This window comes from Paludibacterium flexuosum (genome assembly GCF_037076605.1).
Classification (GTDB): Bacteria; Pseudomonadota; Gammaproteobacteria; order Burkholderiales; family Chromobacteriaceae; genus Paludibacterium.
Genome location: NZ_AP029060.1, coordinates 601,074 through 628,073, shown reverse-complemented (window position 1 = coordinate 628,073; position 27,000 = coordinate 601,074). Strand labels below are relative to the sequence as shown.

The window sequence follows — 27,000 nt, the reverse complement described above, 5'->3', positions numbered from 1 at the left end:
ATCAGCCGTTGCTGTTGTCGCTCTTGTAGGCCTTGCGACGTTCGTGTTCCTGCAGGTAGCGCTTGCGCAGACGGATGTTTTGCGGGGTGATTTCCACCAGTTCGTCATCGTCGATGAATTCAACGGCCGATTCCAGCGTCAGCTTGATCGGCGTGGTCAGACGAACGGCTTCGTCGGTGCCGGAGGCGCGCACGTTGGTCAGCTTCTTGCCCTTGAGGGGGTTGACGACCAGGTCGTTGTCACGCGAGTGGATGCCGATGATCATGCCTTCATAGAGCTTGTCGCCCGGGCTGACGAACATGCGGCCGCGGTCTTCCAGGTTCCACAGGGCGTAGGCCACGGCATCGCCGGTATCCTGCGAGATCAGTACGCCGTTATGACGGCCGGGCATGTCCGGCTTGACCGGTGCGTAGTCATCAAAGACGTGCGACATCAGGCCGGTGCCACGGGTCATGGTGAGGAAGTCGCCCTGGAAACCGATCAGGCCGCGGGCCGGGATGTGGTACTCCAGTCGGGTGCGGCCCTTGCCGTCAGACTCCATGTTCTGCAGTTCGCCACGGCGACGGCCCAGTTCTTCCATCACGCTGCCCTGGTGCGAATCTTCCAGGTCGATGGTCAGGTTTTCGTACGGCTCACACTTTTCGCCGTTGATGTCCTTGAAGACCACGCGCGGCTTGCCGACGGCCATTTCAAAGCCTTCGCGACGCATGTTTTCCAGCAGGATGGTCAGGTGCAGTTCACCACGGCCGGAAACGCGGAATACATCGGCGTCTTCGGTGTCCTCGACACGCAGTGCCACGTTGGTCAGCAGCTCCTTGGTCAGACGATCGCGGATCTGGCGGCTGGTGACGAACTTGCCTTCGGTACCGGCCAGCGGCGAGGTGTTGACCATCAGGTCCATGGTCAGGGTCGGTTCATCGACCGTCAGCATCGGCAGGCCGATGGGATTGTCGCGGTCGGCAATGGTCACGCCGATACCGATATCTTCCAGACCGGAGATGATGACGATGTCACCGGCGCCGGCTTCGTCGACCGGTACGCGTTCCAGACCCTTGAAGCCCAGCACCTGGTTGATGCGGCCCTGGCCCACCTGGGTTTCGTGGTTCATGACGGCAACCACCTGGCCCGGACGGATCTTGCCGTTAAGCACGCGACCCACACCCAGGCGACCGGTGTAGGTGGAATAGTCCAGCGCGGAAATCTGCAGTTGCAACGGGGCATTGATGTCGCCGGACGGCAGCGGCACGTTCTTCAGCACAACATCGAACAGCGGACGCATGTCCGGCGATTCGTTGGCCAGATCCAGGGTGGCAAAGCCGTTCAGGGCCGAGGCGTACACGACCGGGAAATCCAGTTGCTCATCGGTGGCGCCGAGCTTGTCGAACAGGTCGAACGTCTGGTCGACTACCCAGTCCGGACGGGCGCCGGGGCGGTCTACCTTGTTGACGACCACGATCGGGCGCAGGCCCAGGGCCAGCGCTTTCTTGGTGACGAAACGGGTCTGCGGCATCGGGCCTTCGACGGCATCGACCAGCAGCAGCACGCCATCCACCATGCCCAGTACGCGTTCGACTTCGCCGCCGAAGTCAGCGTGTCCGGGGGTGTCGACGATATTGATGTGAACACCTTCGTACTCGATGGAGGTGTTCTTTGCCAGAATGGTAATGCCCCGTTCTTTTTCGAGATCGTTGCTGTCCATGACGCGTTCGGCGACATGCTGGTTTTCGCGGAAGGTGCCGGCCTGGTGAAGAAGCTTGTCGACCAGGGTGGTTTTACCATGGTCAACGTGCGCGATAATTGCGATGTTGCGAATCTGACGGATCATTGAACTCTGCCGAAAATAATAAGAGCGGGGAAAACGTAATATTTTAGCACATGGAATGTTGCAACCGCACTATGACTTCCATGTGAAATGCGGATAAACTGCGCGCGATCTATATCAGGAGTTGACGATGTACGACTGGAATGCTCTCTGGCACTGCCATCAAGGCTACCGCACCGGCTACGACAGCCCGCAGCAAGACATCAATCAACTGGCCGCCGAATTGGGCGCCCAGCTGGTCAAACCGGCCAGCCACCCCGGCGATGTGGCCGTTTATGATCAGGGCGAGCAGTTTTTGCTGGTCGGACATGAGCAGGGGCTGCAATTGCTGCACCTGGCGAAACATGCACTGTTCGACATTCAGGTCCGTTTCGTGCCCGACCTGGCACCCGCCCCCTGCGTCGAGGTCTATGTGCGCAACCAGGCAACCGGCGAGGAAGACAGCTGGCGCACCGAGGTGCGCCGCGAAGCTGACGGCCAGATCTGGCTCGGCAAGCGCCTGCTGTCCGAAGGCAGCATGCCGGCCATGCCATTTGATGCGCTGTCGTTTACCGACAACGCCCGATTCCGCGACCTGCTCTACAACGCATGGCAGCAGGCTTTGCCGCGCCTGCAGCAAGAGATTGGCAACTGGCGCCCGCAGGCCGATCTGGAAGCACGTCAGCTGGCACGCTACCGCGCCCTGCTGCAGGTCGAACAGGCTCGCATGAAGCATCGCTTCGACCAGCAGGCCTGCGACCGTTTGCGTCTGGCTCTGGCCGGCCATCACTTCGATCAGCCACAAGACTGTCGGGGGCTGTGGCTCATCGTCGAGCATTACTGGGTCAGTCAGGCGGCGGAACAGGATTGGCGCCCGCTGCTGGACACGCTGCGATCGCTGGATTTTGCCGCGGAAATTGCCCTGATCGAGTGGCTGCAATAAAAAACGGGCGACTGTCAGCCAGCCGCCCCATCTCATCCGAACCAGGTCATTCAGAGGGTCTCGACGACCCTCTGCATGGGAATGTACCGCAAAGCGAATACAATGTCATCAGTTGTTGCAGGTCATTCCACGTGAAGCATTATTTTGCCGAGGTTGCGATTACTTTCCATGTGTAAATGGGCTTCTGCCACCTCGGAAAGCGGATAAACCGCATCAACCGTCATTTGCACCCGGCCGGCAGCCTGGGCCGGCAGGACATGTTGTGCCAGCGCCGATGCCAGGCGCGCCTTGACGGCAAGGGGTTGCGGCCGGAGCGTCGAACCCCGCAGGCTCAGACGTTTAACCAGCACCTGAGCCAGATTCAGCGAGGCCTGAGCCCCTCCCATGACCCCGATAAAAATCAGCCGGCCGTCAGGGTTCATGCAGGCGATGTTTTCTGCCAGGTAGGAGCCACCCACCGGATCCAGAACCAGATCGGCGCCCCCCCATTGCCTGACCATCGGCGCAAAGTGTTCCAGATCACGCCAGTTGTAAACATGCTCGGCCCCGAGACGGCTGCAGAAGGCCATTTTGTCTGCCGATCCGGCGCTTGCCAGCGCAGAGGCGCCCAGCATGCGCGCCAGTTGGATGGCTGCGGCGCCGACACCACTGGCGCCGGCATGAATCAAGGCGCGCTCACCCTCTGCCAGATGGCCGATTTCGACCAGGTTGAACCAGGCGGTCATCCAGGCCTCCGGCAAACTGGCTGCCTCCACCCAACTCAGCCGCTCCGGCTTGGCAATGGCCAGCGCGCTGTCGAGTACCGCATATTCGGCATAACCGCCGCCGGGCACCAGCCCAAAGACCGCATCCCCCACCTTGAATGCCGAGGGACCACGCACCTCGACCACCTCGCCGGCAACCTCCAGCCCCATGATCGCCGAAGCGCCGGGCGGCGCCGGATAATGCCCTTCGCGCTGGACGATGTCGGCCCGGTTGACCCCGGCGGCATGCACGCGGATCAACAGCTGGCCTTCTTGCGGAATGGGGCGTTCAATGGTGGATAGCGTCAGTGTGCCCACGCCGCCTGGCGCGGACTGGACGATGGCTTTCATAGACATGAGATTCCCGAAGAGTGACTGGCGATGCGCAGACCTGCTTTACATCGCATATTCCATTACAATAGCACGCTATGACAGAGCAATGTTTCCACTGCGGCCTGCCCGTGCCGCCCGACAGCCATTTCCGCATCCATCAAGGTAAGCAAGAACGGCCGGCCTGTTGTGCCGGCTGCCAGGCCGTGGCGCAAACCATTATCGATGCCGGGCTGGATGAGTATTATCGCCATCGTGAAGCCAGTGGTCAGCCAGCCGAAGCCCTGCCGGCCGAGTTGCTGCAGCAGATTGCCCTCTACGATCAGACTGATCTGCAGCGCGCTTTCGTCCGCGATGAAGGCAACGACGTTCACGAGGCGGCGCTGATGCTGGAGGGCGTGACCTGTGCCGCCTGTGTCTGGCTGATCGAGCAGCAATTGCTGCGCATGGACGGCGTGATGTCGGTTGACATCAATTACACCAGTCACCGGGCCCGGGTACGCTGGGACCGTGGCCGTCTGCCATTGTCCCGCCTGCTTGAAGCCATCGGTCGCATCGGATACCGGGCCCATCCCTACGACAGCGCCCGCCAGGAAGCCCTGATGCAGAAGGAGCGCAAACAGGCGATCAACCGGCTGTGGGTGGCCGGTCTGTCGATGATGCAGGTCATGATGTACGCCGTGCCGATCTATGTCGCCCAGAGCAACGAGATCGAACCCCGCTTTCTGTGGATTTTGCACTGGGCCAGCTTCCTGCTGACCCTGCCTGTGATGCTCTACTCCGCCCTGCCGTTCTATCGCGGCGCCTGGCGCGACCTCCAGGCGCGCCGGGTCGGCATGGACACGCCGGTCACCATTGGCATTCTGACGGCATTCGGTGCCAGTACCTGGGCCCTGATCGAACATATTGCCCAGGGGGTCTATTTCGACTCGGTATCCATGTTCGTTTTCCTGCTGCTGGGCGGGCGTTATCTGGAAGGCATGGCGCGCCGCAAGGCCGGCGAGGCGCTGGAAAGTCTGGTCAAGCTGATCCCCGCCTTTGCCCACCAACTGATCGACTGGCCGGGCTCGCGCCAGACGGTGGAGGTGGCGGTCAGCATGCTCAACCCCGGCGCCCGTCTGCTGGTCCGGCCGGGCGAGACCATTCCGGTGGATGGCTGCGTTCTGGAGGGTCACAGCAGCAGCAATGAGTCGCTGCTGACCGGTGAGAGCCGTCCGATCGACAAGGCGCCGGGCAGTCCGGTGATTGCCGGCAGCGTCAACCTGACCAGCCCGCTGGTTGTCGAGGTAGCCGAGGCCGGACAAAACACCCGTCTGGCAGCCATTACGCGCCTGCTGGATCAGGCGCTGGCACAGAAACCGCGCATGGCAGTGCTGGCCGACCGCTTTGCCAGTCTGTTTGTCGCCCTGCTGTTATTGACGGCGTTGGGCAGCTTTATCGCCTGGGAGTTCATCGATCCCTCGCGGTCATTGTGGATCATGGTGGCGGTGCTGGTCATTTCCTGCCCTTGCGCCCTGTCCCTGGCCACGCCGACGGCACTGACGGCGGCCGGCGGGCGTCTGGCGCGTACAGGTGTGCTGGTGACACAGGGGCATGCGCTGGAGACACTGGTCAGCACCACCGACGTGGTATTCGACAAGACCGGCACCCTGACCGACGGCAAGATGCGCCTGCTGGCCTGGCAGTCTTTGTCACCGTCGTTCGACGAGCTCACCGTGCTGTCCCTGGCCCGTCAGCTGGAGTCCGGCAGCGAGCACCCGCTGGCCCGGGCCATTCTGGCCGATGCGCCGGACTGTCCGGCGGCCCAGGCGCTGCAAAACCACCCCGGGCGGGGGGTCGAAGGCCAGATTGCAGGCCGCACCTGGCGGCTGGGCAACGCCGCCTTTGTCGCCGAGTTGTCCGGTCAGCACCTGCAGGAAGATGACTGGCAGGCGGGCAGCAGCCTGATCTGGCTGGGCAACAGCGAGCAGGTCGTGGCTCGACTGGCCATTGGCGACCAGCCGCGCGAAGAAGCCGCGGCCAGCATCGCCTCGCTGCGGCAGCGAGGCCTGCGGGTTCATCTGCTTAGTGGCGATGGCGAGGCCACGGTGGCAAGACTGGCAGACAAGCTGGCGATTGATGCCTGGCGCGCCACGGCGACGCCGCGGGACAAGCTGGACTATGTCAGTGACCTGCAGGCCCAGGGGCGGCATGTGCTGATGGTGGGCGATGGCATCAATGATGCGCCGGTGCTGGCCCGTGCCGATGTGTCGATTGCCATGGGCGGCGGAACGGATGTCGCCCGCGCCAGTGGCGACATGGTCCTGATCGATGACAGCCTGTCGCTGATTCCGGAGGCGCTGGACATTGCCGCCAGAACGCGGCGCATTATCAGTCAGAATCTGTGGTGGGCGGCGGGTTATAATCTGATCGCCCTGCCCCTGGCCGTCAGCGGGCATGTCACGCCCTGGCTGGCCAGTCTCGGCATGGCAAGCAGCTCGCTGCTGGTGGTATCCAACGCCCTGCGTCTGATCAAAAGGAAGACCTGATGGAAAGTCTGTATCTGCTGATTCCGCTGAGTATCGTCCTGACCTTCGTCATCGGCGTGGTGTTCTGGTGGGCGACGCGCAGCGGACAGTTTGACGATATGGAAGGCCCGGCGCACCGCATCCTGATGGATGATGACCGCACCGAGGCCAGCAAGGACGACGATCATTAATCCCGCGACCCCCTCCCAGGAGCCCGCTCACGTGACATCCGGTTTCAGTTTCTTTGCCACCCGACGCTTTTTGCCCCTGTTCGGCACGCAGTTCATGGGGGCATTCAATGACAATTTGCTGCGCACCGCGGTGGTGGTGCTGATCAGCTACTACGGACTGTCGACGGCGGGCCTGCCGGCAGAGCAACTGGTCAATCTGGCCGCCGGGGTGTTCATCCTGCCGTTTTTCCTGTTTTCCGCCACCGCCGGCAAGCTGGCCGAGAGCTTCGACAAAGCCGCCATTGCCCGCGTCGTCAAACTGGCCGAGATCGGCATCATGCTGCTGACCGGGGCCGGTTTGTTCCTGCACTCTGCCGGTCTGCTGATGACCGCCCTGTTTCTGATGGGGACGCATTCGACATTTTTTGGCCCGCTGAAGTATTCGGTGCTGCCGCAATATCTGCAAGGGCACGAGCTGGTGGCCGGCAATGGCCTGATCGAGATGGGCACCTTCCTGGCCATTCTGTTTGGCCAGATCATTGGCAGCCTGATGATGCACCACGGACCGCTGGTGGCCTCTTCGGTCATTCTGGCCACAGCGCTGTGCGGCTACGCCTTCAGCCGGGCCATGCCTTCGGCGCCGCCGACCGCGCAACATCTCAAACTGTCGTTCAATGTGCTGGCTGACAGCACGCACCTGGTCGGACAAGCCTGGCAAATGCGCGAGGTGCGCTCGGCGATTCTGGGCATTTCCTGGTTCTGGCTCATGGGCGCGGTCTATACCACCCAGCTGCCGACCTTTACCCGCCTGCACCTCGGCGGCAATGCCGACGTCTACACCCTGATGCTGGCGATTTTTTCCCTTGGCATCGGTGCCGGCTCGCTGCTGTGCGCCAAACTGTCGCACGGCAAGCTGCAGCTGGGGCTGGTGCTGGTGGGCAGTCTCGGCATGTCGGTGGCTGGATGTGACCTGGCACTCAATGCCCTGCCACGTTATCAGGGCGCCTTGCTGGATATTGCCGGCTTTCTGCAGCAAGCCGGACATTGGCGCCACATGATCGACCTGGCCATGCTGGGCTTTTTTGGCGGCTTCTTTACCGTACCGCTGTACACCTGGCTGCAGACGGCCAGCCCCGAGGCTTTTCGTTCACAAGCCATTGCCGCCAACAACATCATCAACGGGTTTTACATGGTGGCGGCGGCATTGGCCAGTGCGCTGATCCTGGGCTGGCTGCACAGTATCGCTCTGCTGTTCCTGCTGGTTTCGCTGGCCAACTTGCTGGCCATCGGCTTGCTGGTGCGTGGCGCACCGGTGATCTGGCGGACTCGCCTGGCCTGGCTGGGGCGTTGAGGGCCTGTTTGAGAATCGTCTTATATGTCTGACAGGCAATGTATCCGATGATGACGACTCAGAGCGTTTTAGTCGTCAGTTCATTCCAGCCGCCCATCGGGGCGGCTTTTTTTTATCCTAACTACCGGCCGCTTGCTGCAATACCTCGGCCAGTTCACGCCCCTCACGCAGGGGGCGCAACTGCTCAAACAGCCCTTCTGCTTCGGGGAAGCCGCGCTTGAGCTGCCCCAGCCACTGTTTGAGCCGCGCAGCCGGATAGGTCGAACCCTCGCCGCGTTCTCGGCATTGCTGCAGAAAGTCCTGCAGCCAGGGCAAAAACGCCTGCCAGCTCATCGGCACGACAGACTCGCCGCGAGCCTGCGCGGCGATCTGCAGGGCCAGATCCGGGCGAGCGATCAGGCCGCGACCGATCATGACGCGATCACAGCCACTGACGCGACGGATGGCGTTGTAATCCTCCACGCTCCAGACTTCGCCATTGGCCACCACCTCAATGCTGACCGCTTCGCGAATGCGGGCGATCCAGTCCCAGTGCGCAGGCGGACGATAGCCCTCGACCTTGGTGCGGGCATGAACAGTCAGCCGGCTGGCGCCGCCCGCCTGCAGGGCCAGGGCACAGTCCAGTGCCCGAGACTTGTCGGCAAACCCCAGGCGCATTTTGGCGCTGAGCGGGATGACCGGCGGCAGTGCGGCGCGGACGGCACACACAATGTCATGGAGCAGCGCCGGTTCATCCAGCAACACGGCGCCACCACGATGCCGATTGACGCTTTTGGCGGGGCAGCCGAAGTTCAGGTCGATTGCCGGGGCGCCGAGCTCGGCGGCACGGGCCGCATTCTCGGCCAGGCAGGCCGGGTCGCTCCCCAGTAGCTGAACGTGTACCGGCGTACCGGCCCGGGTGCGTGCCTGGCGTGCCAGTTCCGGGGCCAGGCGCAACCAGGTGCGTTCGGGCAGCAAGGCACTGGTGACGCGGACAAATTCGGTCACGCACAGGTCGATGCCGCCGATGCGGGTCAGCACATCGCGCATGACCTCGTCCACCAGCCCTTCCATCGGCGCCAAAACCACTTCCATGACCATCACTTCCCACGCATTGACAGGACGTGGATTGTACCTGCATCCCTCGTATTGGCAGAAACAAATATCTGATTCCCATTGCGGGGTGCATTCCGTCATCCATCTGGGCTATATACAAAGCAGCCACCATTCAGGGGAGAGGCAATTGGGCTTTACCTTGCCATCCAATCTTTTCACCTCACACCGGTTGATCGAAGAGGCGGAGTTCACCTACCGCCTGAATGATCGCTACCGTGCCGCGCTATTGGCAGGCAGTGACGCGCCGTTGCCGACCAATCTGCCCGAGGAAAAGATCTCCCCCATTCAGGCGACCGCCATGCTGGCGCGCTACCTCACCGGGCTGCAAGGTCATTTCATCCGCCTGGATGACTCCCCCCGGCTGACCGCCAGTCTGGCAGGCTATATCAGCCGCATGGCCGCCAACTCACCGGATGGCTGTGTGGCGGCCATTCTGCTGAGTCCCTACACCCACTACACGGCGCACCACGCCATCAATTGCGCCATGCTCGCCAGCCGGATGGCGGACAATCTTTCCTTGCCGGAGGAAGAAAAAACGGCGCTGATCAGCGCGACCCTGACCATGAATCTCGGGTCAGCGGAAGTCCAGAATCAGCTGGCCAGCCAGGATGGCCCGCCAAGTACCATGCAGCGGCAAATCCTGGATATTCATCCCCTGATCAGCTCGGCCATGCTGCGCGAAGCCGGCATCAGCGACATGCTCTGGCACAGCACGGTCATCATGCATCATGAACGCAAGGATGGCCGCGGTTATGCTTTTGGTGCTGACGAGGAAGAGATTCCGCCGCTGGCGCATTTGCTGCACCTGATCGACGTGGTGACCGCCAAGATGATGCCGCGAGCCTATCGTGGCAGCATTGCGCCCAAAGCGGCACTGGCCAGCCTTTACAGTGGCAGCATGGATGCGTTTGAACCCACCTATATTGCGCAGCTGGTCAAGATTCTCGGCATCTACCCTCCGGGCAGTTTTGTCGAGCTGGAAAATGGCGATCGCGCCCTGGTGGTCAAGAGCGGGCGTAGTGCGGCCACGCCGCTGGCGGTGCCGATCAAGTCCCCCAATGAGTCGATCGATACTTCATTACCGGGTTATCATGTGAAATCCAGCGTGAGCATGCGAATTGACGCACGCCACCTGCCCCTGTTCACCCAGTACTGGAGTTGAGACGGTATGCATCCGGTTCCCGGCATTTATCGGCATTACAAGGGTCAGTTGTACGAGGTCATTGGCATTGCCTGTCATTCTGAAACCGAAGAGGCGCTGGTCATGTACCGTGCCCTGTACGGCGACTACGGCCTGTGGGCGCGCCCGCTGGCCATGTTCAATGAACGCGTGGATGTCCCCGAGGGCCAGCTGCCGCGCTTTGCCCTCATCCGGGCCTTCTGAGGAGATTTCATGGAAGAGGCGCTGCTGGCGGGTGGGTGTTTCTGGTGCCTGGAGGCGATATTTGCCAGCATCAACGGTGTACGTCAGGTGACCAGCGGCTATTGCGGCGGGACCTTGCCCAACCCGGATTATCGCGCGGTGTGTCGTGGCGACAGTGGCCATGCGGAGGCCGTGCGCATCGAATTTGATCCCGCCGTCGTGTCTTATGCCACGCTGCTGCAGGTGTTTTTCAGTATTCACGACCCGACAACCCTGAATCGTCAGGGGCATGACATCGGTACCCAGTACCGCTCGGCCATCTTCTATCTGTCTGATGCACAACGGGAAACCGCCGAGCAGATCATTCGCGCCCTCAACGATGAGCGAATTTACGATTCGCCTGTCGTGACCGAGCTCTCCCCCGCCGGAACATTTTATTCGGCAGAAGATCATCATCAGCGATATTATTGGCAAAATCGCCAGGCGCCCTACTGTCAGGTCGTCATTGCACCAAAAATTGCAGCGTTTCGCCGCCAACACCCGTCACTGTTCGATGACTGAGCAAAGGGACGGGCGATCTTGCTGAACCGGACGGGATGCCTGTTGCACTGTTGCTTGGTATGAGAAAAATATTTACCCGCAAGTTACTGTTTCTGCTCGGGCTCATCCTGGCCACCCTGCTGGCCGGCACCCTTGGCTATGTGTACATCGAAGGCTGGCCATGGCTGGACAGCCTGTTCATGACGGTCATTACCCTGTCGACCATCGGGTATGGTGAATCACATCCGCTGGATACAGCCGGGCGTGTGTTTACCATTGCCCTGATCGTGCTGGGTACCGGCGTACTCGGTTATGGCTTGTCGTCTCTGACCCTGTTGCTGTTTCAGGGTGATCTTCCCCTCTATTTCAAGCGCAAGAAAATGGAAAAGGTCATTGCCCGGTTTTCGGGACACGTCATCCTGTGCGGTTTGAGCCGTACGGGCCTGTATACCCTGGAAGAAATGGTTCGCAGCGGCCAGCAGGTGGTGGTCATCGAGCGCAGTGATGCGACGGCGGCCCAGCTGGAGGCGCGCGGCATTCCCTATATCGTCGGCGACGCCACTCAGGATGCCAATTTGCTGGCAGCCGGGGTCGGTCAGGCGCATGGCCTGATTACCTGCCTGACCTCCGATGCCGAGAACGCCTTTGTGATTGTGACGGCCAAGAGTCTCAACCCCGGCATCGTGACGATTTCCAAGGCGGAAAACGAGAGCACCCGCAAGAAACTGATTTCCATCGGTGCCGACAAGGTGGTGGTGCCCTCGATGCTGGGCGGGCTCAGTATGGCCAACAGCGTATTGCGGCCGGAGACGCAGCGCTTCTTCGAGACCCTGCACCACCGCTACCCGGATACGTTCAGCGCAGAAATCGTGACGGCCGGCCCGCAGTGGGACGATCAGCCGTTGCATGATTATATGGCGGCACAGGACAGCCGCCTGCTGGTCGTCGCGCTGGAGCACCCGGGCGAAGAAGTGCAGTTTGGCCCGAGTCCGGATACCTTGCTCAAGACTGACACGGCCATCATGGTCATCCGCAACCGCTGATATGCCAAAACGAGATCCCCAGCTGGCTTTTCATGGCGGCTTCTGGCAGGTGCAGCGCAATCTGCTGGCCGAAGCCCCGCGCAAGGCCTGGCTGGCCTTCGCCCTGACCTGGCTGCTGCTGTTTGTCCTGATTGGCTGCAGCATGGTGGCCGTCGACCTGCAGCGACAGAAACAGCACTTTGAGCGCGTGTCCTATTACATGACACGCGGCCTTGAGTCACGACTGAAAAGCTGCGAGCTGGTGCTGTACGGCTTTGAGGACCTGATCAACACGGATCCCGATATTCACGAAAGTGAATTGCGCCATTACGCCCAAATGGCCGCCCGTCGCTATGGATTCATTTACACGCTGGGCTTTCAGCAACGGATCGAACACTATCGCCGAGCCGAGTTTGAGCATCAGCAGCGCCTGGTGTTTGGCCCGGATTTTGCCATCCGCGATTACCGGCATGGTGCCGGACCGGCCTGGCGCAAAGCCTCCGGCTGGCGAGTCGCGCCACGGCGTGAGTCCTACATTCCGCTCATCATGACCGAGCCGCCGCTGGGACAGGCGGCGCGACCGGCCATGGGGCTGGATCTGATGGCCGATTCGGTGGTGGGGCCGACGGTGGAGCGCGCCTTGCGCAGCGCCGAAATCGAGGTGACGCCGATGTTGCGTCTGGGGCCCAGCCAGTCGGCCATTGCGTATATCCATGCCTTGTATTCGCCCTCGCCGCCTTCCAGCAGTCCGATCATGCGGCCGGAAGAAAGCATCGGCATCATCACCCTGCTGGTGCATACGGACTCCCTGATCAATCTGCGTGACGAGCAACAGGAACTGCTGGATGTGACGTTGTCACGCCAGGAGGGGGCCGCCAGCCAGTACGACAGTGCCGTATTTCGCAGTCAGGCGAAGGAGGCAGCCACCCGCTTCGACCGCCTGCTGCCGGTACTGGAGCACCGCGAGCAGGTTTCCACCCCCTACTTCCCTTACGAGCTGAAAGTCTCGATGCAGTTGCGGCTGCGCATGATTCCGGGCATCAGCTTGCTGCTGGCCGCGCTGGCCGCAGCACTGCCGGGTTATCTGGTCTTGCTGATCGTGGCCATCCGGCACCATGCGCGCAAAGACCGGGAATATGCCGATGACAGTCTGTATCGCACCCGTGAGCATGCCAGTGTCACCCTGCAGGCCATCAGCGACGCAGTGATTACCATTGATAATCAGCGCATGGTGCAGTACCTCAATCCAGCTGCGCTGCGCCACCTGGATACGACGGAAAAATACGCCATCGGCCGGCCACTGACTGAAGTGTTCAAATTGCGCTATGAGTTTGCCCGCCGGGCCGTGGCCGACCCGTTCATGGCCTGCCTGGACACGCAGCAGATGCGTGAACTGGAGGAGAATAGTTACCTCCTGCGCCCGAATGGCGAGAAATTATTGATTGAAGGCGTCGTTTCACCGCTGTTCGACCGTGCCGGCGGGCTGATCGGCGCCGTGGTGACTTTCCGTGACACGGCACCGCTGCGCCGGCGCATGCTGGAGGCACTGGAAAATAGTGAAACCCGCCTGAAACAACACGAATACGAGCTGGCGCGCGTCACCCGCATTACCTCCATGGGGGAGATGGCCTCCGGGATTGCACACGAGATCAATCAACCGTTGTCGGCCATCATGAGCTACTGCCAGGCCAGTCTGAGCCTGTTGGAGGAAGATGAACCGGATCTGGCGCTCATCGTTCAGGCCATTCAATCTGCGGTTAATCAGGCGGATCGCGCCGGCAAGATCGTGCGCCGGCTGCGTGAGTTCGTCTCCAAAAAATCGCGTCAGCACACCCCGGTGGACGTCAATCACGCCATCAACAATGTGCTGACCCTGGCGGATTACGATCTGCGCCAGGCCGGCATTACCGTGGACTACCATCCGGGCAACCGGCTGCCACTGGTTTATGCCGACACCATTCAGCTGGAACAAGTGGTGCTGAATCTGGTGCGCAATGCGCTGGATGCCATGCAGGGACAGGCACAGCCCGGCTGCCTGTTTGTCGAAACCAGCTACAGTGCCAAACGTGTCTGCATCAAGGTGGGCGACAACGGCCCCGGCATCAGCGAAGATAAGATCGACAGCGTCTTTGCGCCATTCTTCAGCACCAAGAGCACGGGCATGGGGCTGGGCCTGACCATCTGCCAGACGATTATTGAAAGCTTTGGCGGGCAGATCAGCGCGCATAATCGCACTACCGGCGGCGCCGAATTTACCGTCGAGCTGCCGCCGCTGGATAGCAGTACCGTCCCTTACACCGATACGAGAGCATGAAATGCACACCATGACGCCTACCGTCTATATCGTGGACGACGACCCGGCCGTCCTTGATGCCCTGGCCTTGCTGATTACCGCCCAGGGCATGCGCGCCCTGACCTTCGGCAGCGCCCAGGCCTTTCTCGATCATTGCGCGCCGGGCGAAATCGGCTGCGCCATCCTCGATATTCGCATGCCTCACATTACCGGCCTGGCGCTGCAGGACATGATGGCGGAGCGCAACCTTCACATTCCTCTGGTTTTTATTACCGGGCACGGTGATGTCGAGCAATGTCGACGCGCCTTCAAGAATGGCGCCATTGATTTTCTGACCAAGCCGGTGGATCAGATGCGCCTGGTCGACAGTTTGCGCCGCGCGATTCGCCTGAGCATTCGTCAGCACAGCCAGGAGGTGGAAACGCAGGAAGTGCTGGCTCGCCTGTCGCGCATCAGTGGTCGCGAACGTGAGGTGCTGGAGGGGGTGGCGGCCGGGTTGTCCAGCAAGGAAATCGCCCGCGAGCTAGACCTGTCGCCGCGCACGGTCGAAGTGCACCGCGCCAATCTGTTCAGCAAGCTGGATGTCACCTCGCTGGCAGATCTGATTCGCTTCTACCTGAAAGCGCTCGAGGCCACCGGCATGAAGCATGATGCAGACGACATGAGCAACAACCGGTAAACTACCCGAATGCAAAGTCTGTTCAAACATATCGGCCTGGTTGCCCGCCACAGCAAACCCAACATTGTCGCCTCGTTGCGCCAGTTGGCCGATCATCTGGTCCAGCAAGGGTTCCAGGTCCATATCGACGGCGAAAGCGCGACCGACCTGGAGGCCGGCCCGCACCCGCTGATCGACCGGATGGACATGGGCAAAGCGGTGGATCTGGCCATTGTGCTCGGCGGGGATGGCACCATGCTGTCGGTGGCGCGCCTGCTGGCGCCCTATCGCGTGCCGATGGTGGGCATCAACCAGGGGCGGCTTGGCTTCATGACCGATATTCCGCTGCACGAGATGCTCGACTCGGTCGATGCCATCCTGCGCGGCGAGTTCATCCCGGAAGATCGCATTCTGTTGCAGACTTCGGTGCTGCGCGAAGATGCCGAAGTGGCCAATGCCCTGGCCTTCAATGATGTGGTGTTCAACCGCGGCGCGGTAGGCACCATGATCGAATTTGAAGTCTTTATCGACAATCAGTTTGTCTACAGCCTGCGTTCGGATGGTCTGATCGTTTCCACACCAACCGGCTCGACCGCCTATGCCCTGGCATCCGGCGGCCCGATCCTGCAACCGACACTCCAGGCCATCGCCCTGGTGCCGATTTGTCCGCAGTCGCTCAATAACCGACCGATTGCCGTCAATGACTCGTGCGAAGTCGAGTTCATGCTGACGCGCGGACTCGATGCCCGGGTGCATTTCGATGGCCAGTCCAACTGCGACCTGATGGAAATGGATCGCGTCCTGATTCGCCGCTACCGCAACCCGCTGCGCATCCTGCACCCGCTGGGTTACAACTACTACGACATGCTGCGCCACAAGCTGCATTGGGGCGAACGACTACTCTGACACCGGATGCCGACTGCCATGCTGTTATCGCTTAGCATCAAAGACTTTGTCATCGTTGACGAGCTGGCGCTTGATTTCGCCAGTGGCTTCACCGTCCTGACCGGCGAGACCGGCGCGGGGAAATCCATCATTCTTGACGCCCTCGGCCTGGCGCTGGGGGATCGCTCGGAAGGCGCCCAGGTTGTGCGCGAAGGCTGTGACCGTGCGGATATCAGCGCCCGGTTCGCCATCGGGCAACGACCGGAGCTGGTGCAGTGGCTCAGCGACAATGAGCTGAGCGGCGATGACGGCGAGCTGCTGCTGCGCCGCATTGTCGACAAAAATGGCCGCTCCAAGAGCCTGATCAACGGCCAGCAGGCCACGCTGGCGCAGCTCAAGCTGCTGGGCGATGCCCTGCTGGATATCCATGGCCAGCATGCCCATCAGTCGCTGGCGCGCGGCGAGACCCAGCGCACGCTGCTGGATGCTTATGCCAAGGCCGACACACTGGCGCGCGAGGTTGAGTCTGCCTGGCAGGAGTGGCAACAAGCGCGTCGCGCCCGGTTGTCCGCCGAGAAAAATGCCCAGCAGACCCAAAGCGAACGCGAACGTCTCGACTGGCAAATCGGCGAAGTCGCCTCGCTGGATACCCGACCAGAAGAATGGGAAACGCTCAACCAGCAACACGACCGTCTGGCCAACGCCAGCGAGCTGCTGCAAAGCAGCCAGCTAGCCATCGATGCCCTGTCGGAGATGGACGGCAATTGCCTGTCAGTGCTGGCCGGCGTGCAAAATCGCCTTGGCAAGCTGGCGCACCTGGATACGCGCCTGGCTGAGGTGCTGTCTCTGCTGGAGTCGGTCGATGCCGAACTGCATGAAGCGGTGCATGGCCTGCGTGACTACGCCGGACGCATCGATGAGGATCCGCAGCAGCTGGAAAACATGACGCGTCGCCTGGACGCCCTGATGACCATGGCACGCAAATATCGCTGCCAGCCGCAAGAGCTGCCGGAACGGCTGGCACAGTGGCAGCGGCAACTGAGCGAACTGGATGCCGCCGCCGACCTGGAAGCCCTGAGCGCAGCGGAACATGAGGCCGAGCTGGCGTATCGCGCACTGGCCGACAAATTAACCCTGGCGCGCCGGAAGGCGGCGGGCCTGCTGGGACGCCGTGTGGCCGATGAAATGCAGACACTGGCCATGAGTGGCGCCCGCTTCGAGATTGCCCTGCTGCCCCTGGAAACGCCGGGCGCGCATGGGCAGGAAGACGTCGAATATCAGGTGGCCACCAACGCCGGCACACGTCTGCAGCCGCTGGGCAAGATCGCTTCGGGCGGCGAATTGTCGCGCATCAGTCTGGCGCTGCAGGTGGCCATCAGTCAGGTGGCGCGTGTGCCGACGCTGATCTTCGACGAAGTGGACGTCGGCATCGGCGGCCGGGTGGCCGAAGTGGTCGGGCGCAAGCTCAAGGCACTCGGGCAGCACTATCAGGTACTCAGTGTCACCCACCTGCCGCAAGTCGCCTCCTGCGGCGACCAGCACTGGCAAGTCAGCAAGGAGACCCGCAAGGGCCAGACCCTGTCGCGCATTCGCGTGCTGGACGAGACCGAGCGTGTGCAGGAGATCGCCCGCATGCTGGGTGGTGTGGCCATTACCGAGGCCACGCGACAGCATGCTGCGGAAATGCTGGCGCTGAACGCCGGACGGGAGACGGTCGCCTAGACGGGCCCTGGCGGCCGGTTTTTGCCACCCTCCCCCTAGTCAAATGACCATTGAGCCGGTAATATGACGACCTCTTCGGAAGCGTGGCAGAGTGGTTTAATGCACCGGTCTTGAAAACCGACGAGGGTTCACGCCCTCCGTGAGTTCGAATCTCACCGCTTCCGCCAAATTCAAACAAAAAGGCCCTGAATATTCAGGGCTTTTTTGTTTTCCCTTTCGGTTCTCTCCCCCCACGCCAGTTTGGCCATTAATACAGCATAGACCCGGTTTCGTGATGGGTTGCGAGGGTGATAGCCATGCGGACCACGGCCTTTCTCGCGCAGGCCGGCAATGACCATGTCAATCACATTAGGTATAATCTTGATAACGGAATAAAATCCTCGCATTCATCACGGCGCAATCCGCGCCTTTCCCGGGAAGCCCGATTTGCATGTATTTCCTCATTGAAGACGGACAGGTGATTTTTGACGCCAGGGAAGACTGTCTGATCTTCGCGGATGGGCGCCAGCACCGACTGTCGCACCCGGAGGGGCTATTGTTGCGCTGTCTGTTGACGGCCCAGCATGACAAGCGTCAGATCATAGAGACGGTCTGGCCTGGCTCGGTCGTGACAGACAGCAGCTACCACAAGCTGATCCATGATTTGCGCAAGCAGTTTTCCCAGCAGGGGCTGGCGCCGGAGAATATCAAGACCATTCCGCGGCGCGGCTGCCGCTACCTGGGGACGCAGGCCGAATACCCGACCTTGCCGGCAGCCCTGGCAGCCAGGCGTGGCCAGAGCCCGGCTCAGGCATTGCCGCCTGAATCTGCACGGCAGGAAGCCTTGGCACCGGCTCCGCCACGGCCTGCACCCCCCTCCGCAGTCCGGCGTGCGCAACGCTGGCAGCAGGGACGGGTCGCCAGGGGGCTCAGTGTATTTCTGCTGGCCGCCCTGTTGGGCTATGCCGCCAGTGCCACGCTGGATGAGCGCCTGGCTATCGGACGAATGGGCGATGCGCCGAGGGTGCAACTCGGCGCTCGCTCGCCCTCCCTGCCCGCCAGTGCGCCGGCGGGTCAATTTCTGTATTTCAGTGCCAGCAAAAGCTCGGAAAGTTATCTCGCATGCAAGCAAAGCGATTCACAAGCCTTACCGCAAGACTGCCACGGCACGGTCTGGTTATCGCCGGGGCATTGATTGCACTGGCGGGGCTGTACGCCGGCAGTGTGTGCTACTTCCTGCAGCGGGACCGTGCCATCGAGTGCGAGGCCCCCATTGATCGCCTGCTGGTGACCCAGGGTGGAGAGTCACTGGCCTTTTCCGGCAAACTGCGGCTCGATCTGCCGGACAGCACGATGATGTTGTCCCTGACCAGGGAGGGTCAGGGGAAATTGATTCGCAGCCTGCAGGTTCAGCCTGAGTATGACTGGCTGGGGAGGATGGATGCCTTGCTGATCCGCAGTCTGCACTACGGCTACACCGACCTGCCCTGGCTGTCGGCGGACAAAAGGCTGCATTTGCTGGCCGCCGGTGACCGGCTGCGATTTGCCGCAGTGCCGGTCGGCCAGCACCTGTGGTTACTGCAGGTAAACGATGTCAGGCTTTTTTGCCTCAAGCCGGGCACGGACGCTGACAGACATAACTAGACGACCGGTCTAATTAGCGCTATCATATTGTTATGACTACTGAATCCCCCAGCGTGCGTCAGCACATCATCGACACCGCCAAGCCCATTATTCTCGGCAAGGGTTATGCGGCTGTCGGTCTGAGCGAGATCCTGGCTGCGGCCGAGGTGCCCAAGGGCTCGTTTTATCACTATTTCAAGTCGAAGGATGCGTTTGGCGAAGCCATGCTGACGCATTATTTCGAGGATTATCTGGCGCGGCTGGATGCGCTGCTGGCCGCGGACGGCTCGCCGGCAGCTCAGCGTCTGATGCGTTACTGGCAAGGCTGGTGCGATCGTCATGCCTGTGACGGCCCGGAAAGCAAGTGCCTGGTGGTCAAGCTGGGTGGCGAGGTGTCCGACCTGTCCGAAGCGATGCGCGAAACCCTGAACCGCGGCACCGATGAGGTGATCCGCCGCCTGGGCGCCTGCATCGAGGAAGGACGAGCGGACGGCTCGATGGCCGGGATTGGTGACGCGCACGCGGCGGCCGAATCGCTCTACCAGATGTGGCTGGGCGCCATGCTGCTGTCGAAAATCCGCCGCGACGGCAGCCCGCTGCAGGTGGCCCTCAAGGCCACCCGCCAGTTGCTACAGCTGGACTGAGTTAACCCGCCCGGACCCCGCTGGGAACGGCAAACTCCGGCTGCGCCAGTGCCGACGGGATAATCCCGTCGGCGTAGCCGATATCAAACAGCATTCCCTCCGAGACGACACCCGAAATCTTCTTTGGCGCCAGATTGACGACAAACAACGCCTGTTTGCCAACCAGCCCCGCCAGGTCGCTGCGCTCCTGCTTGATGCCGCACAGGATGGAGCGTTCGAAATCGCCAAAATCGACCATCAACTGCACCACCTTGTCGGAACGCGGGACATCATTGACCTGGCGGATGGTGCCGCAACGAATATCGATCTTGTCCAGATCCTCAAAACTGATCACCGGCTTGACGGGGGCGCTCATGGCAAACTCCTGCTGAAAAAGCTTCATTAGACCCGCTTTGCGCAGGCGCGGCAATCACGGCGCTTACGCCTCTACCCATTTGGGATATACTTTCGCTTTCCACTGCGAGTGACGTCATGACCGAATCGATGATCGACTTTTCTTGCCAGGACGGCATTGCCCGTCTCACCCTGCATCGCCCTGCCGCATTCAATGCGCTCAATACCGAGGGCATTGTCCGCCTGGCAGAGATTGCCAGTCAGCTGGCACAGGACCCTCACTTGCGGGTGGTGGTGATTCGCGGTGCCGGCGACAAGGCTTTCTGTGCCGGAGGTGATGTCACGACCTTTGTCGAGCAGAGCGAACAGGTTGGGCGTTTGCTGCAGGAGATGACCGACCCGCTGCACCAGGCGGTGGCGCGGCTGATGCAACTGGATGCCCCGGTGATTGCGGCGGTGAATGGCGTGGCGGCGGGTGTCGGGCTGAGCCTGGTGGCCGCTGCCGATCTGGCGATCGCCGTCGACTCGGCGCGCTTCAATACGGCCTACACCCAGATTGGTTATACGCCGGATGGTGGCTCCAGCTGGCTGCTGCCGCGCCTGATTGGCCAGCGGCGGGCCATGGAGCTGTACCTGACCGGTCGGACCTTATCGGCCGCCGAGGCGCTGGAGTGGGGGCTGATCAACCGGGTCGTGGCGAACGGGCAACTGGATGAAACCATCGAACAGCTGGTGACACAGCTGGCGAATGGCCCGACTGGCAGCTTTGGCGGTGTCAAGCGCCTGATGCTGTCTTCCAGCACCAACGCGCTGGAGGCACAGCTGGCCCAGGAAGCACGCACCATCATTGCACAAAGCCAGACCGACGAAGGGCGCGAAGGCGTGCGTGCCTTTGTCGAGAAACGCCCTGCCCGTTTCCCGCGCCGATAAAATCATCTCGCAGCAAGCGGAAAGCGACGCCGGCATGAGTGCCGTCGTCGCTTTTCATTTGGCATCTAGGCAAGGTCGGCAGCAGCGACTAGACTGAACGCCAATCCGCATGACGAGATCCATCCGATGAAAATCCTGCTGTCCCTGCTGCTGGCGCTGAGCGCCGGCGTCGCCGGTGCCCGCGCCCTGGTGCCGGACATTGCCATTACCGAAACCCAGACCGTCCATTACCAGTGCGACGGCAACAAGACCCTGAAGGTACGCTATCTCAACGGCCATAACGGGCAGAGCTTTGCCTTGTTGTCCGTGGCCGGCAAGCCACTGCTGTTTGTGCAGACCCTGGCCGCATCAGGCGTGAAATATCAGGCAGATCACTATGTCTGGTGGAGCAAGGGCGTACAGGGCAATCTCTTTGACGATATGCGCGGGCCGAATGCGGCCCCGATACTGGCCAACTGCCACACGGGCGAGCTGCACTGAGCCGGCGACGGCCTTACCAGAACTGTTCCAGCGCCAGCTGTGCCGGCGCACTGAGACGGGACAGCGCCAGACCGCGCGACTGCAGAATCTGACGCATTTCCAGCGTCATCTGCGGATTGCCGCAAATCATCACGCGCGACCGCCCGGGGTCGATGTCGAGCCCGGCAGCCGCTTCCAGTCCGCCATGGCGCAGCAGATCGGTCATGCGCTGCGACAACATCCCGGGCACCTGCTCTCTTGTCACGATAGGCAGCCATGACAGCCGGGCCACTGGCCCGTCCACCACGGGCGGAGGCTGATTCAGCCAGGCTTCGATTTGGCTGCGGTAGGCCAGCTCGGCAGCCTCCCGCACACTGTAGACCAGAAGGATGCGTTCGAATCGCTGCCAGATCTCTGCCTCGGCCAGCATGGAAAGGAACGGCGCCACACCGGTACCGGTTGCCAGCAACCACAAATCGCGACCATCGACAAAGCGATCCAGTGTCAGGTAACCAAACGCCGCGCGGCCGACCTGAAGGGTGTCGCCAGCCTGCAGTCTGGCCAGGCGCGAGGTAAACGCCCCGTCGGGCACCTGAATGGAGAAGAATTCCAGAAAGTCATCGTGCGGGGCCGACACCATGGTGTAAGCGCGGGCGATGAGTTCCTCGCCACTTTGCAAACCAAGGCGGGCAAATTGTCCGGCACGGAAGCGAAAGCCCGGCGCACGGGTCAGGCGGAAGCTGAACAGCTTGGGTGTCCAGCGCCGGATCTCGGTCAGGGTTTCGACGGTCATGCTGGCGTCTGTCATCCTGCCTCCTTCCGGCGCGAGGGCCTCAGTCGCTGCGGCGCGGACGCCAGAGAATGTCCGGCTGTTCGGCCAGACGGTTGAGGTGACGGGCCAGCACAAACAACAGGTCGGACAGCCGGTTGAGATATTGCCGGGCCGGCACGGAGACGTCCGACTCTTGCGACAGGCTCACCAGGGTACGCTCGGCCCGGCGGCAGACGGCACGCGCCTGATGCGCCAGGGCGGCGGCACGGCAGCCGCCCGGCAGGATGAACTCCTTGAGCATCGGCAAGGCACGGTTCATGTCCTCCACCCAGGTTTCCAGTGCCAGCACCCGCTTCTCAGCCAGGGCGGAAAATCCGGGCACGGCGATCTCGGAGCCCAGATCAAACAGATCGTGCTGGATTTCTGTCAGCCAGCCCGCCTCATCGGCAGGCAACGGCTCGGTCATCAGCACGCCAATCAGGCAGTTGAGCTCATCCACCTCGCCCAGCGCATGAATGCGCAGGGCATCTTTGGCGACGCGACTGCCATCCCCCAGGCCCGTAGTGCCCCCGTCTCCGGTTCGGGTCACGATGCGTGACAGGCGGTGCCCCATCAGTAGCGCTCCCCGCGATCTTCGCGCCCCATCTCGGCGATGGCTTGTCGCAGACTCTCGCGCAAGGTTTCACTGAACAGCATCTCGTAATCCTCTTTCAATTGATGCATGACGCCGGACAGCATCTGCTTGGCCTGGTGGTCGAGCGCATCCTGCAGCCACAAGGACAGTTCAACCTTCATGCGCGGCATGATCTTGTCGTAAAGCGAGTCGATCAGCATGGCTTCGTCCACCAGGGTCACATAGGACTTGCGCACCGGCGGCAGGTTGAATGGCTGCGGCGTGGGCGACGAGGCCAGCCCGGCCACATTGATGATTTCGACCGGACGACCGGTGTCGGCCAGTTGCGGAACATAGTCAGTGGCCGCAACGCGCGGAGCGGGCTCTGCTTCTGGCTCGGCCACAGCCGGCTGCCAGCTTTGCATGGCCTCTTCTCGTGCCTGGGCCATGGCCTGGCGCAGGCGCTCCTGCGCCAGCGTCCGCTCCGCGGCACGAATTTTGTCCTGCAGACTGAGTTCGCTCTCAGCTTCCGTGGCTTCAGGCTCTGCAGAAGGTCCCTTGCCGCCACCCAGTACGCCATGCGGCAGACTGTCCAGCGGGATGGAACGGAAGGCAGCCGGCTCGCCGGTCGCACTGTCGATGGCAGCCGCATCTTGCGTCAGTTCGTCTTGAGCCTCGCTCAATGCCTCCTGAACCGCTTCGGCCTGTTCAGCCTCTGCCGCCATGTCCATCGGCAAGGCGGCAGCGACCAGCGCATCCACCGCCTGATCCTCGGCCGCCGGACCGGGGGTGTCTTCAGCCAGGGGTTCATCTGCGCCGGACTGCTCGTCGGGCGACAGCAGGGCCGGTTCTGCCCCGGTCTCGCCCTCTTCAACCCGCTGCGGTGCCATCACGTCTTCCGTGACGGACTCGGTGACCTCGTCAGCGCCCGCGATGTCCGGCAAAGGCGTGTCGACGACGTCGGCAACGACTTCAGGCTCAGGCATGGCGTCCGCAGACGCCACCTCCGGCATGTCGGCTGCGGGCAAATCGAGCGCCGGTGCCGCAACGGTTGCCTCTGCCATGAGCGCCTCGGCAACGGGCTCCGTCACATTGTCCTCGCCCGTCGCGACCGGGTCGGAAGCCGGCAACACATCGTCGATGGACAATTCGGGAATCGCGTCCACATCCGATTCCGCTGGTGCGGCCTGCGTCGCCTCGACGGCCAGCACATCGTCCAGCGACAGGTCTGGAATCGCTGCGGCATCGACTGGCGCTGCGGCCTCGTTCTGCTCCCCGGTCAGTGCGGCCTCCAGTGTCAGCTCAGGAATGGCCGATGCGTCCGGCGCAGGGGGCTCGCGCAGGACGGGCTCCTCGGCCAGAACGTCGTCCAGCGTGAGTTCGGGGATGTCGTCGACTTCCGGGACGGGTGCCGGATCCGACCCCTCGGCCAGCGCCGCTTCGAGCGTCAGTTCGGGGATGTCCGCTGCTGCGGTCTGTGGTGCGGCGGACGGGGCTTCCAGCACTTCGTCCAGCGTTAATTCGGGGATGGCGCCGTCGTCCTCGGCCATTTCGCCCTGATCGAACATGGCGTCGACCAGCGTCGGCGCACCGACGGTTGGCGACGTGCCCAGCGTGTCGCTGGAGGAGGGTTCTGGCAGGACATCGTCCAGTGTAAGTTCGGGAATTTGTACACCCAGATCGTCGGCGGGCTGAACGGCTGCGGGCTGACCGGGCTCATCGAACTGGGCGCGCGCCATCAGGGCATCCAGTCCGCTGTCTGCCGGCGCTGCGGCCTGCAGAGGCTCCAGTTCGAACTCGAACTCGTGGTCGGTCTGCTTTGTCGCGTCTGGCGCCGCCTCATCGCCCAGGTCGAGCGAAGGCAGGTCCTGCAGATTGATCGGGGCATCTCCCGGCTGGGCTGCGCGGTCTTCTTCCAGCAGCTCGGGCGGGAACTCCAGCGGCATTTCGGGGGTGGACAGCGAACTGGACATCTGGTCCAGTTCGCTCGAGAAATCGAAGTCAGGTATGTCGACCTGACCATCATCGACCTCGGTCAGGATCGGCAGGTCGATCCCGGCAAGGTTATTCGGATCCGGCTTCTTGGGCTCTGTCATGCTTATCGGGCGCTCATGTCGTGATGTTCGATGGTAAACCCGTGCTCGCGGTAAAACTTGAACCGTTGTCGCGCTCTGGCCAGCGAGTCTTCGTCGTTGCCGACGATTTCCAGAATGCGGGCAAAGCGTGTCGGCGCTTCGGGCAGCCCATCGGACAGGTTGAGCAATACGGCAGGGTGATGCTCGCCCATGGGCGCCCCTGCAGTCAACCAGATCGGCGTGACGCCGGCCTCGGCCGCATCATGACGGCAATGAGGCACGAACGCCACGTCGTCGAAACTCCACAGGCGGGTGCTGAAGGCGCCGAGCATGTCGTCATCCTCCAGCCGGACCAGCAGCCGTTCCCCCCTGTTGTACACCGTCTGGGTCAAACGGCAAGCAAATTGTGCCGGCTCGCTGACCCGGGTGTAAAAATCAATCCGCGTCATCTTCAACCGTTTCGGTGACTTCACGACGCGGACGTCCACGGCGAACGACATTGCCCAGGGCGATATCGGCACGATCCTGCAGGAATTGCACCAGCAGGGGAACCGGACGACCGGTGGCGCCCTTGTCCTTGCCGCTGCGCGAGGCGGTACCGGCGATATCCAGGTGCGCCCAGTCATAACTCTTGGCAAAGCGCGACAGGAAGCAGGCGGCAGTGATGCTGCCACCCGGTCGGCCACCGATATTGGCCATGTCGGCAAACGGGCTCTTGAGCATTTCCTGGTATTCATCCCACAGCGGCATGTGCCATGCACGGTCACCCACTTCTTCGCCTGCCGCGCACAGTTCGCGCGCCAGCGCATCCTGATTGCTGTACAGGCCGGTGGCGATATAACCCAGCGCCACCACGCAGGCACCGGTCAGGGTGGCAACATCGACGACGCATGCCGGGTTGAAGCGTTCGACATAGGTCAGGGCATCGCAGAGAATCAGCCGGCCTTCGGCGTCGGTATTCAGGATTTCGATGGTCTGACCGGACATCGAGGTCACGATGTCACCCGGTTTGACGGCATCGCCCGACGGCATGTTTTCGCAAGTCGGTACCACCGTGATCAGATTGATCGGCAGTTTCATGTCGACAGCCGCCTTGAAGGCCCCCAGGACCGAAGCGGCACCGCACATGTCGAACTTCATCTCGTCCATGGCCTCGCCGGGCTTGAGCGAGATGCCGCCGGAATCGAAGGTGATGCCCTTGCCCACCAGGACAACCGGCGCATCATTGCGATCCTTGGCCCCCCAGTGCTTGAGCACGATCAGGCGAGGATCCTGCACGCTGCCCTTGGCCACGGACAGGAAGGAGCCCATGCCCAGCGCCTCGATGGCGTCACGATCCAGAATCTCGGCTTCGGCGCCGACGGCCTGGGCCATGTTGCGGGCCTCTTCAGCCAGATAGCTGGGCGTGCAGACATTGCCCGGCAGGTTGCCGAGGTCCTTGGCCAGCGTCATGCCGGCGCCAATGGCCAGACCGCGCGCCAGACCTTTTTCGCCATCGGCGAGGTCGCTGCGGCGCGGTACGGCGAGGGTGAGTTTGCGCGGACCGCGCAGCGGATCGTCAACCTTGCTCTTGAAGCGGTCGAAGCGATAAAGCGTATCCAGCGTCACGACGGTGGCCTGCTCGACCATCCATTCGACGTCATGTTTCTTGACCGGCAGCTCGGTCAGATAGCTGACCGCCTCGTTGGCGGACGTCTGCGCCAGGGCACGAATGGATGCGCGGATGGCCTCGCGGTATTCCTTGGCGCGGAATTCACGCTCCTTGCCCAGGCCAACGAGCATGACCCGGTCGCACAGGGCATGTGGCACAGAGTGCAGCACCAGGGTGCTGCCCAGCTTGCCCTCCATGTCGCCGCGACGGATGACGTCGCTGACAAAGCCATTGGAAATGCGGTCGAGCAGGTCGGCCGCCAGCGTCAGCTTGCGAGATTCGTAAACACCGACGATCACGCAGGCCACGCGCTGTTTTTCCGGGCTTCCGCTTTTTATGTTAAATTCCATTGTGTACTCCCGTTGTTATCGCGTGTCAGCCACTCTGCGCGGCCGCGTCGATAACGTCGGCCATCTCGAGTGAAGGCGGGTATTTCGGTTTCCCGATATGCCCAAAAAATGCATATCAGTATTTTCGATTTGAATTATCACTACGCAA

General features: G+C 61.9%; 27 protein-coding genes and 1 tRNA gene. 18 read left to right on the top strand and 10 right to left on the bottom strand.

Translation table 11 applies throughout. From position 1 onward, the window contains the following. Position 1: 1 nt before the first annotated feature. Positions 2 to 1,822 carry a translational GTPase TypA gene (gene typA, locus AACH39_RS03040; RefSeq protein WP_215782679.1) on the bottom strand — a complete coding sequence of 607 codons (1,821 nt, stop codon included), beginning with the start codon at positions 1,820 to 1,822 and terminating at the stop codon, positions 2 to 4. A 130-nt stretch (positions 1,823 to 1,952) separates the two neighbouring features. Here typA and AACH39_RS03035 point away from each other — a divergent pair, with 130 nt between their 5' ends. Continuing rightward, on the top strand, positions 1,953 to 2,744 hold the full coding sequence (locus AACH39_RS03035) for a hypothetical protein (protein WP_215782498.1): 792 nt from the start codon (positions 1,953 to 1,955) through the stop codon (positions 2,742 to 2,744). Between the two features lie 122 nt (positions 2,745 to 2,866). Here the strand turns inward: AACH39_RS03035 and AACH39_RS03030 are convergent, their stop codons facing one another. Beyond that, positions 2,867 to 3,844 carry an NAD(P)H-quinone oxidoreductase gene (locus AACH39_RS03030; RefSeq protein ID WP_338620856.1) on the bottom strand — a complete coding sequence of 326 codons (978 nt, stop codon included), beginning with the start codon at positions 3,842 to 3,844 and terminating at the stop codon, positions 2,867 to 2,869. A 71-nt stretch (positions 3,845 to 3,915) separates the two neighbouring features. Between AACH39_RS03030 and AACH39_RS03025 the strand changes: the two genes are divergently transcribed. Genes AACH39_RS03025 through AACH39_RS03015 form a run of 3 tightly spaced genes read left to right on the top strand, consistent with a single transcriptional unit; the run spans position 3,916 to position 7,845 of the window. Next, positions 3,916 to 6,345: a heavy metal translocating P-type ATPase gene (locus AACH39_RS03025; protein ID WP_338620855.1), complete on the top strand. Its 2,430-nt coding sequence runs from the start codon at positions 3,916 to 3,918 to the stop codon at positions 6,343 to 6,345. Continuing rightward, positions 6,345 to 6,515: a cbb3-type cytochrome oxidase assembly protein CcoS gene (gene ccoS, locus AACH39_RS03020; RefSeq protein ID WP_338620854.1), complete on the top strand. Its 171-nt coding sequence runs from the start codon at positions 6,345 to 6,347 to the stop codon at positions 6,513 to 6,515. Before AACH39_RS03025 ends, ccoS begins: the two co-directional genes overlap by 1 nt. Positions 6,516 to 6,546: 31 nt before the next feature. Continuing rightward, positions 6,547 to 7,845: an MFS transporter gene (locus tag AACH39_RS03015; protein ID WP_338620853.1), complete on the top strand. Its 1,299-nt coding sequence runs from the start codon at positions 6,547 to 6,549 to the stop codon at positions 7,843 to 7,845. Between the two features lie 117 nt (positions 7,846 to 7,962). Here AACH39_RS03015 and AACH39_RS03010 read toward each other — a convergent pair whose 3' ends face one another. After that, positions 7,963 to 8,919 carry a tRNA-dihydrouridine synthase family protein gene (locus AACH39_RS03010; RefSeq protein ID WP_215782502.1) on the bottom strand — a complete coding sequence of 319 codons (957 nt, stop codon included), beginning with the start codon at positions 8,917 to 8,919 and terminating at the stop codon, positions 7,963 to 7,965. A 160-nt stretch (positions 8,920 to 9,079) separates the two neighbouring features. On the opposite strand from AACH39_RS03010, the gene AACH39_RS03005 reads away from it, so the two are divergent. From AACH39_RS03005 to AACH39_RS02965, 9 genes are all read left to right on the top strand, one after another. After that, complete coding sequence (locus tag AACH39_RS03005) at positions 9,080 to 10,102, top strand: HD domain-containing phosphohydrolase (protein ID WP_215782503.1); 1,023 nt, start codon at positions 9,080 to 9,082, stop codon at positions 10,100 to 10,102. Between the two features lie 6 nt (positions 10,103 to 10,108). After that, entirely contained in the window at positions 10,109 to 10,324 is a 216-nt protein-coding gene (locus tag AACH39_RS03000) for a DUF1653 domain-containing protein (RefSeq protein WP_215782504.1), read from the top strand. A 9-nt stretch (positions 10,325 to 10,333) separates the two neighbouring features. Then, positions 10,334 to 10,864: a peptide-methionine (S)-S-oxide reductase MsrA gene (gene msrA, locus AACH39_RS02995; protein WP_215782505.1), complete on the top strand. Its 531-nt coding sequence runs from the start codon at positions 10,334 to 10,336 to the stop codon at positions 10,862 to 10,864. Positions 10,865 to 10,923: 59 nt separating this feature from the next. Continuing rightward, positions 10,924 to 11,886 (top strand): potassium channel family protein, encoded by a 963-nt coding sequence (locus AACH39_RS02990; RefSeq protein WP_215782506.1) that lies wholly within the window; start codon positions 10,924 to 10,926, stop codon positions 11,884 to 11,886. 1 nt (position 11,887) lies between these two features. Then, on the top strand, positions 11,888 to 14,179 hold the full coding sequence (locus AACH39_RS02985) for an ATP-binding protein (protein ID WP_338620852.1): 2,292 nt from the start codon (positions 11,888 to 11,890) through the stop codon (positions 14,177 to 14,179). Positions 14,180 to 14,189: 10 nt separating this feature from the next. Continuing rightward, on the top strand, positions 14,190 to 14,837 hold the full coding sequence (locus AACH39_RS02980) for a response regulator (RefSeq protein WP_338620851.1): 648 nt from the start codon (positions 14,190 to 14,192) through the stop codon (positions 14,835 to 14,837). A gap of 9 nt (positions 14,838 to 14,846) precedes the next feature. Continuing rightward, the gene (locus AACH39_RS02975) at positions 14,847 to 15,722 is read left to right on the top strand and encodes an NAD kinase (RefSeq protein WP_338620850.1); all 876 of its coding nucleotides are present in this window, start codon (positions 14,847 to 14,849) and stop codon (positions 15,720 to 15,722) included. Between the two features lie 18 nt (positions 15,723 to 15,740). Continuing rightward, entirely contained in the window at positions 15,741 to 17,423 is a 1,683-nt protein-coding gene (recN, locus tag AACH39_RS02970) for a DNA repair protein RecN (RefSeq protein ID WP_338620849.1), read from the top strand. 77 nt (positions 17,424 to 17,500) lie between these two features. Beyond that, a tRNA-Ser gene (locus tag AACH39_RS02965) sits at positions 17,501 to 17,590 on the top strand. A gap of 3 nt (positions 17,591 to 17,593) precedes the next feature. Here the strand turns inward: AACH39_RS02965 and AACH39_RS02960 are convergent. After that, positions 17,594 to 17,761 (bottom strand): hypothetical protein, encoded by a 168-nt coding sequence (locus AACH39_RS02960; protein WP_338620848.1) that lies wholly within the window; start codon positions 17,759 to 17,761, stop codon positions 17,594 to 17,596. Between the two features lie 92 nt (positions 17,762 to 17,853). Here AACH39_RS02960 and AACH39_RS02955 point away from each other — a divergent pair, with 92 nt between their 5' ends. Genes AACH39_RS02955 through AACH39_RS02945 form a run of 3 tightly spaced genes read left to right on the top strand, consistent with a single transcriptional unit; the run spans position 17,854 to position 19,669 of the window. Further along, positions 17,854 to 18,597 (top strand): hypothetical protein, encoded by a 744-nt coding sequence (locus tag AACH39_RS02955; RefSeq protein WP_215782512.1) that lies wholly within the window; start codon positions 17,854 to 17,856, stop codon positions 18,595 to 18,597. Beyond that, positions 18,594 to 19,046: a hypothetical protein gene (locus AACH39_RS02950; protein WP_215782513.1), complete on the top strand. Its 453-nt coding sequence runs from the start codon at positions 18,594 to 18,596 to the stop codon at positions 19,044 to 19,046. The genes AACH39_RS02955 and AACH39_RS02950 overlap by 4 nt, the downstream gene beginning before the upstream one ends. Before the next feature lie 32 nt (positions 19,047 to 19,078). After that, entirely contained in the window at positions 19,079 to 19,669 is a 591-nt protein-coding gene (locus AACH39_RS02945; protein ID WP_215782514.1) for a TetR/AcrR family transcriptional regulator, read from the top strand. Between the two features lies 1 nt (position 19,670). Here AACH39_RS02945 and AACH39_RS02940 read toward each other — a convergent pair whose 3' ends face one another. Continuing rightward, positions 19,671 to 20,024, bottom strand: coding sequence for a tRNA-binding protein (locus AACH39_RS02940; RefSeq protein WP_215782515.1), 354 nt, complete (start codon positions 20,022 to 20,024; stop codon positions 19,671 to 19,673). Between the two features lie 116 nt (positions 20,025 to 20,140). Here AACH39_RS02940 and AACH39_RS02935 point away from each other — a divergent pair, with 116 nt between their 5' ends. Together AACH39_RS02935 and AACH39_RS02930 are read left to right on the top strand one after the other, a co-directional pair. Then, positions 20,141 to 20,932, top strand: coding sequence for an enoyl-CoA hydratase-related protein (locus AACH39_RS02935; RefSeq protein ID WP_338620847.1), 792 nt, complete (start codon positions 20,141 to 20,143; stop codon positions 20,930 to 20,932). 126 nt (positions 20,933 to 21,058) lie between these two features. Further along, positions 21,059 to 21,412 (top strand): MliC family protein, encoded by a 354-nt coding sequence (locus AACH39_RS02930; protein WP_338620846.1) that lies wholly within the window; start codon positions 21,059 to 21,061, stop codon positions 21,410 to 21,412. A 13-nt stretch (positions 21,413 to 21,425) separates the two neighbouring features. Here AACH39_RS02930 and AACH39_RS02925 read toward each other — a convergent pair whose 3' ends face one another. The 5 genes from AACH39_RS02925 to AACH39_RS02905 are packed head-to-tail and all read right to left on the bottom strand — an operon-like array spanning position 21,426 to position 26,852. Next, on the bottom strand, positions 21,426 to 22,199 hold the full coding sequence (locus tag AACH39_RS02925) for a ferredoxin--NADP reductase (RefSeq protein WP_338620845.1): 774 nt from the start codon (positions 22,197 to 22,199) through the stop codon (positions 21,426 to 21,428). Between the two features lie 25 nt (positions 22,200 to 22,224). Beyond that, the gene (locus AACH39_RS02920; RefSeq protein WP_215782519.1) at positions 22,225 to 22,776 is read right to left on the bottom strand and encodes a cob(I)yrinic acid a,c-diamide adenosyltransferase; all 552 of its coding nucleotides are present in this window, start codon (positions 22,774 to 22,776) and stop codon (positions 22,225 to 22,227) included. Further along, positions 22,776 to 24,872, bottom strand: coding sequence for a hypothetical protein (locus AACH39_RS02915; protein WP_338620844.1), 2,097 nt, complete (start codon positions 24,870 to 24,872; stop codon positions 22,776 to 22,778). The genes AACH39_RS02920 and AACH39_RS02915 overlap by 1 nt, the downstream gene beginning before the upstream one ends. 2 nt (positions 24,873 to 24,874) lie before the next feature. Beyond that, positions 24,875 to 25,300: a DNA polymerase III subunit chi gene (locus AACH39_RS02910; protein ID WP_215782521.1), complete on the bottom strand. Its 426-nt coding sequence runs from the start codon at positions 25,298 to 25,300 to the stop codon at positions 24,875 to 24,877. Then, positions 25,287 to 26,852, bottom strand: a complete 1,566-nt coding sequence (locus AACH39_RS02905) for a leucyl aminopeptidase (RefSeq protein ID WP_215782522.1) — start codon at positions 26,850 to 26,852, stop codon at positions 25,287 to 25,289. The genes AACH39_RS02910 and AACH39_RS02905 overlap by 14 nt, the downstream gene beginning before the upstream one ends. Positions 26,853 to 27,000: the final 148 nt, after the last annotated feature.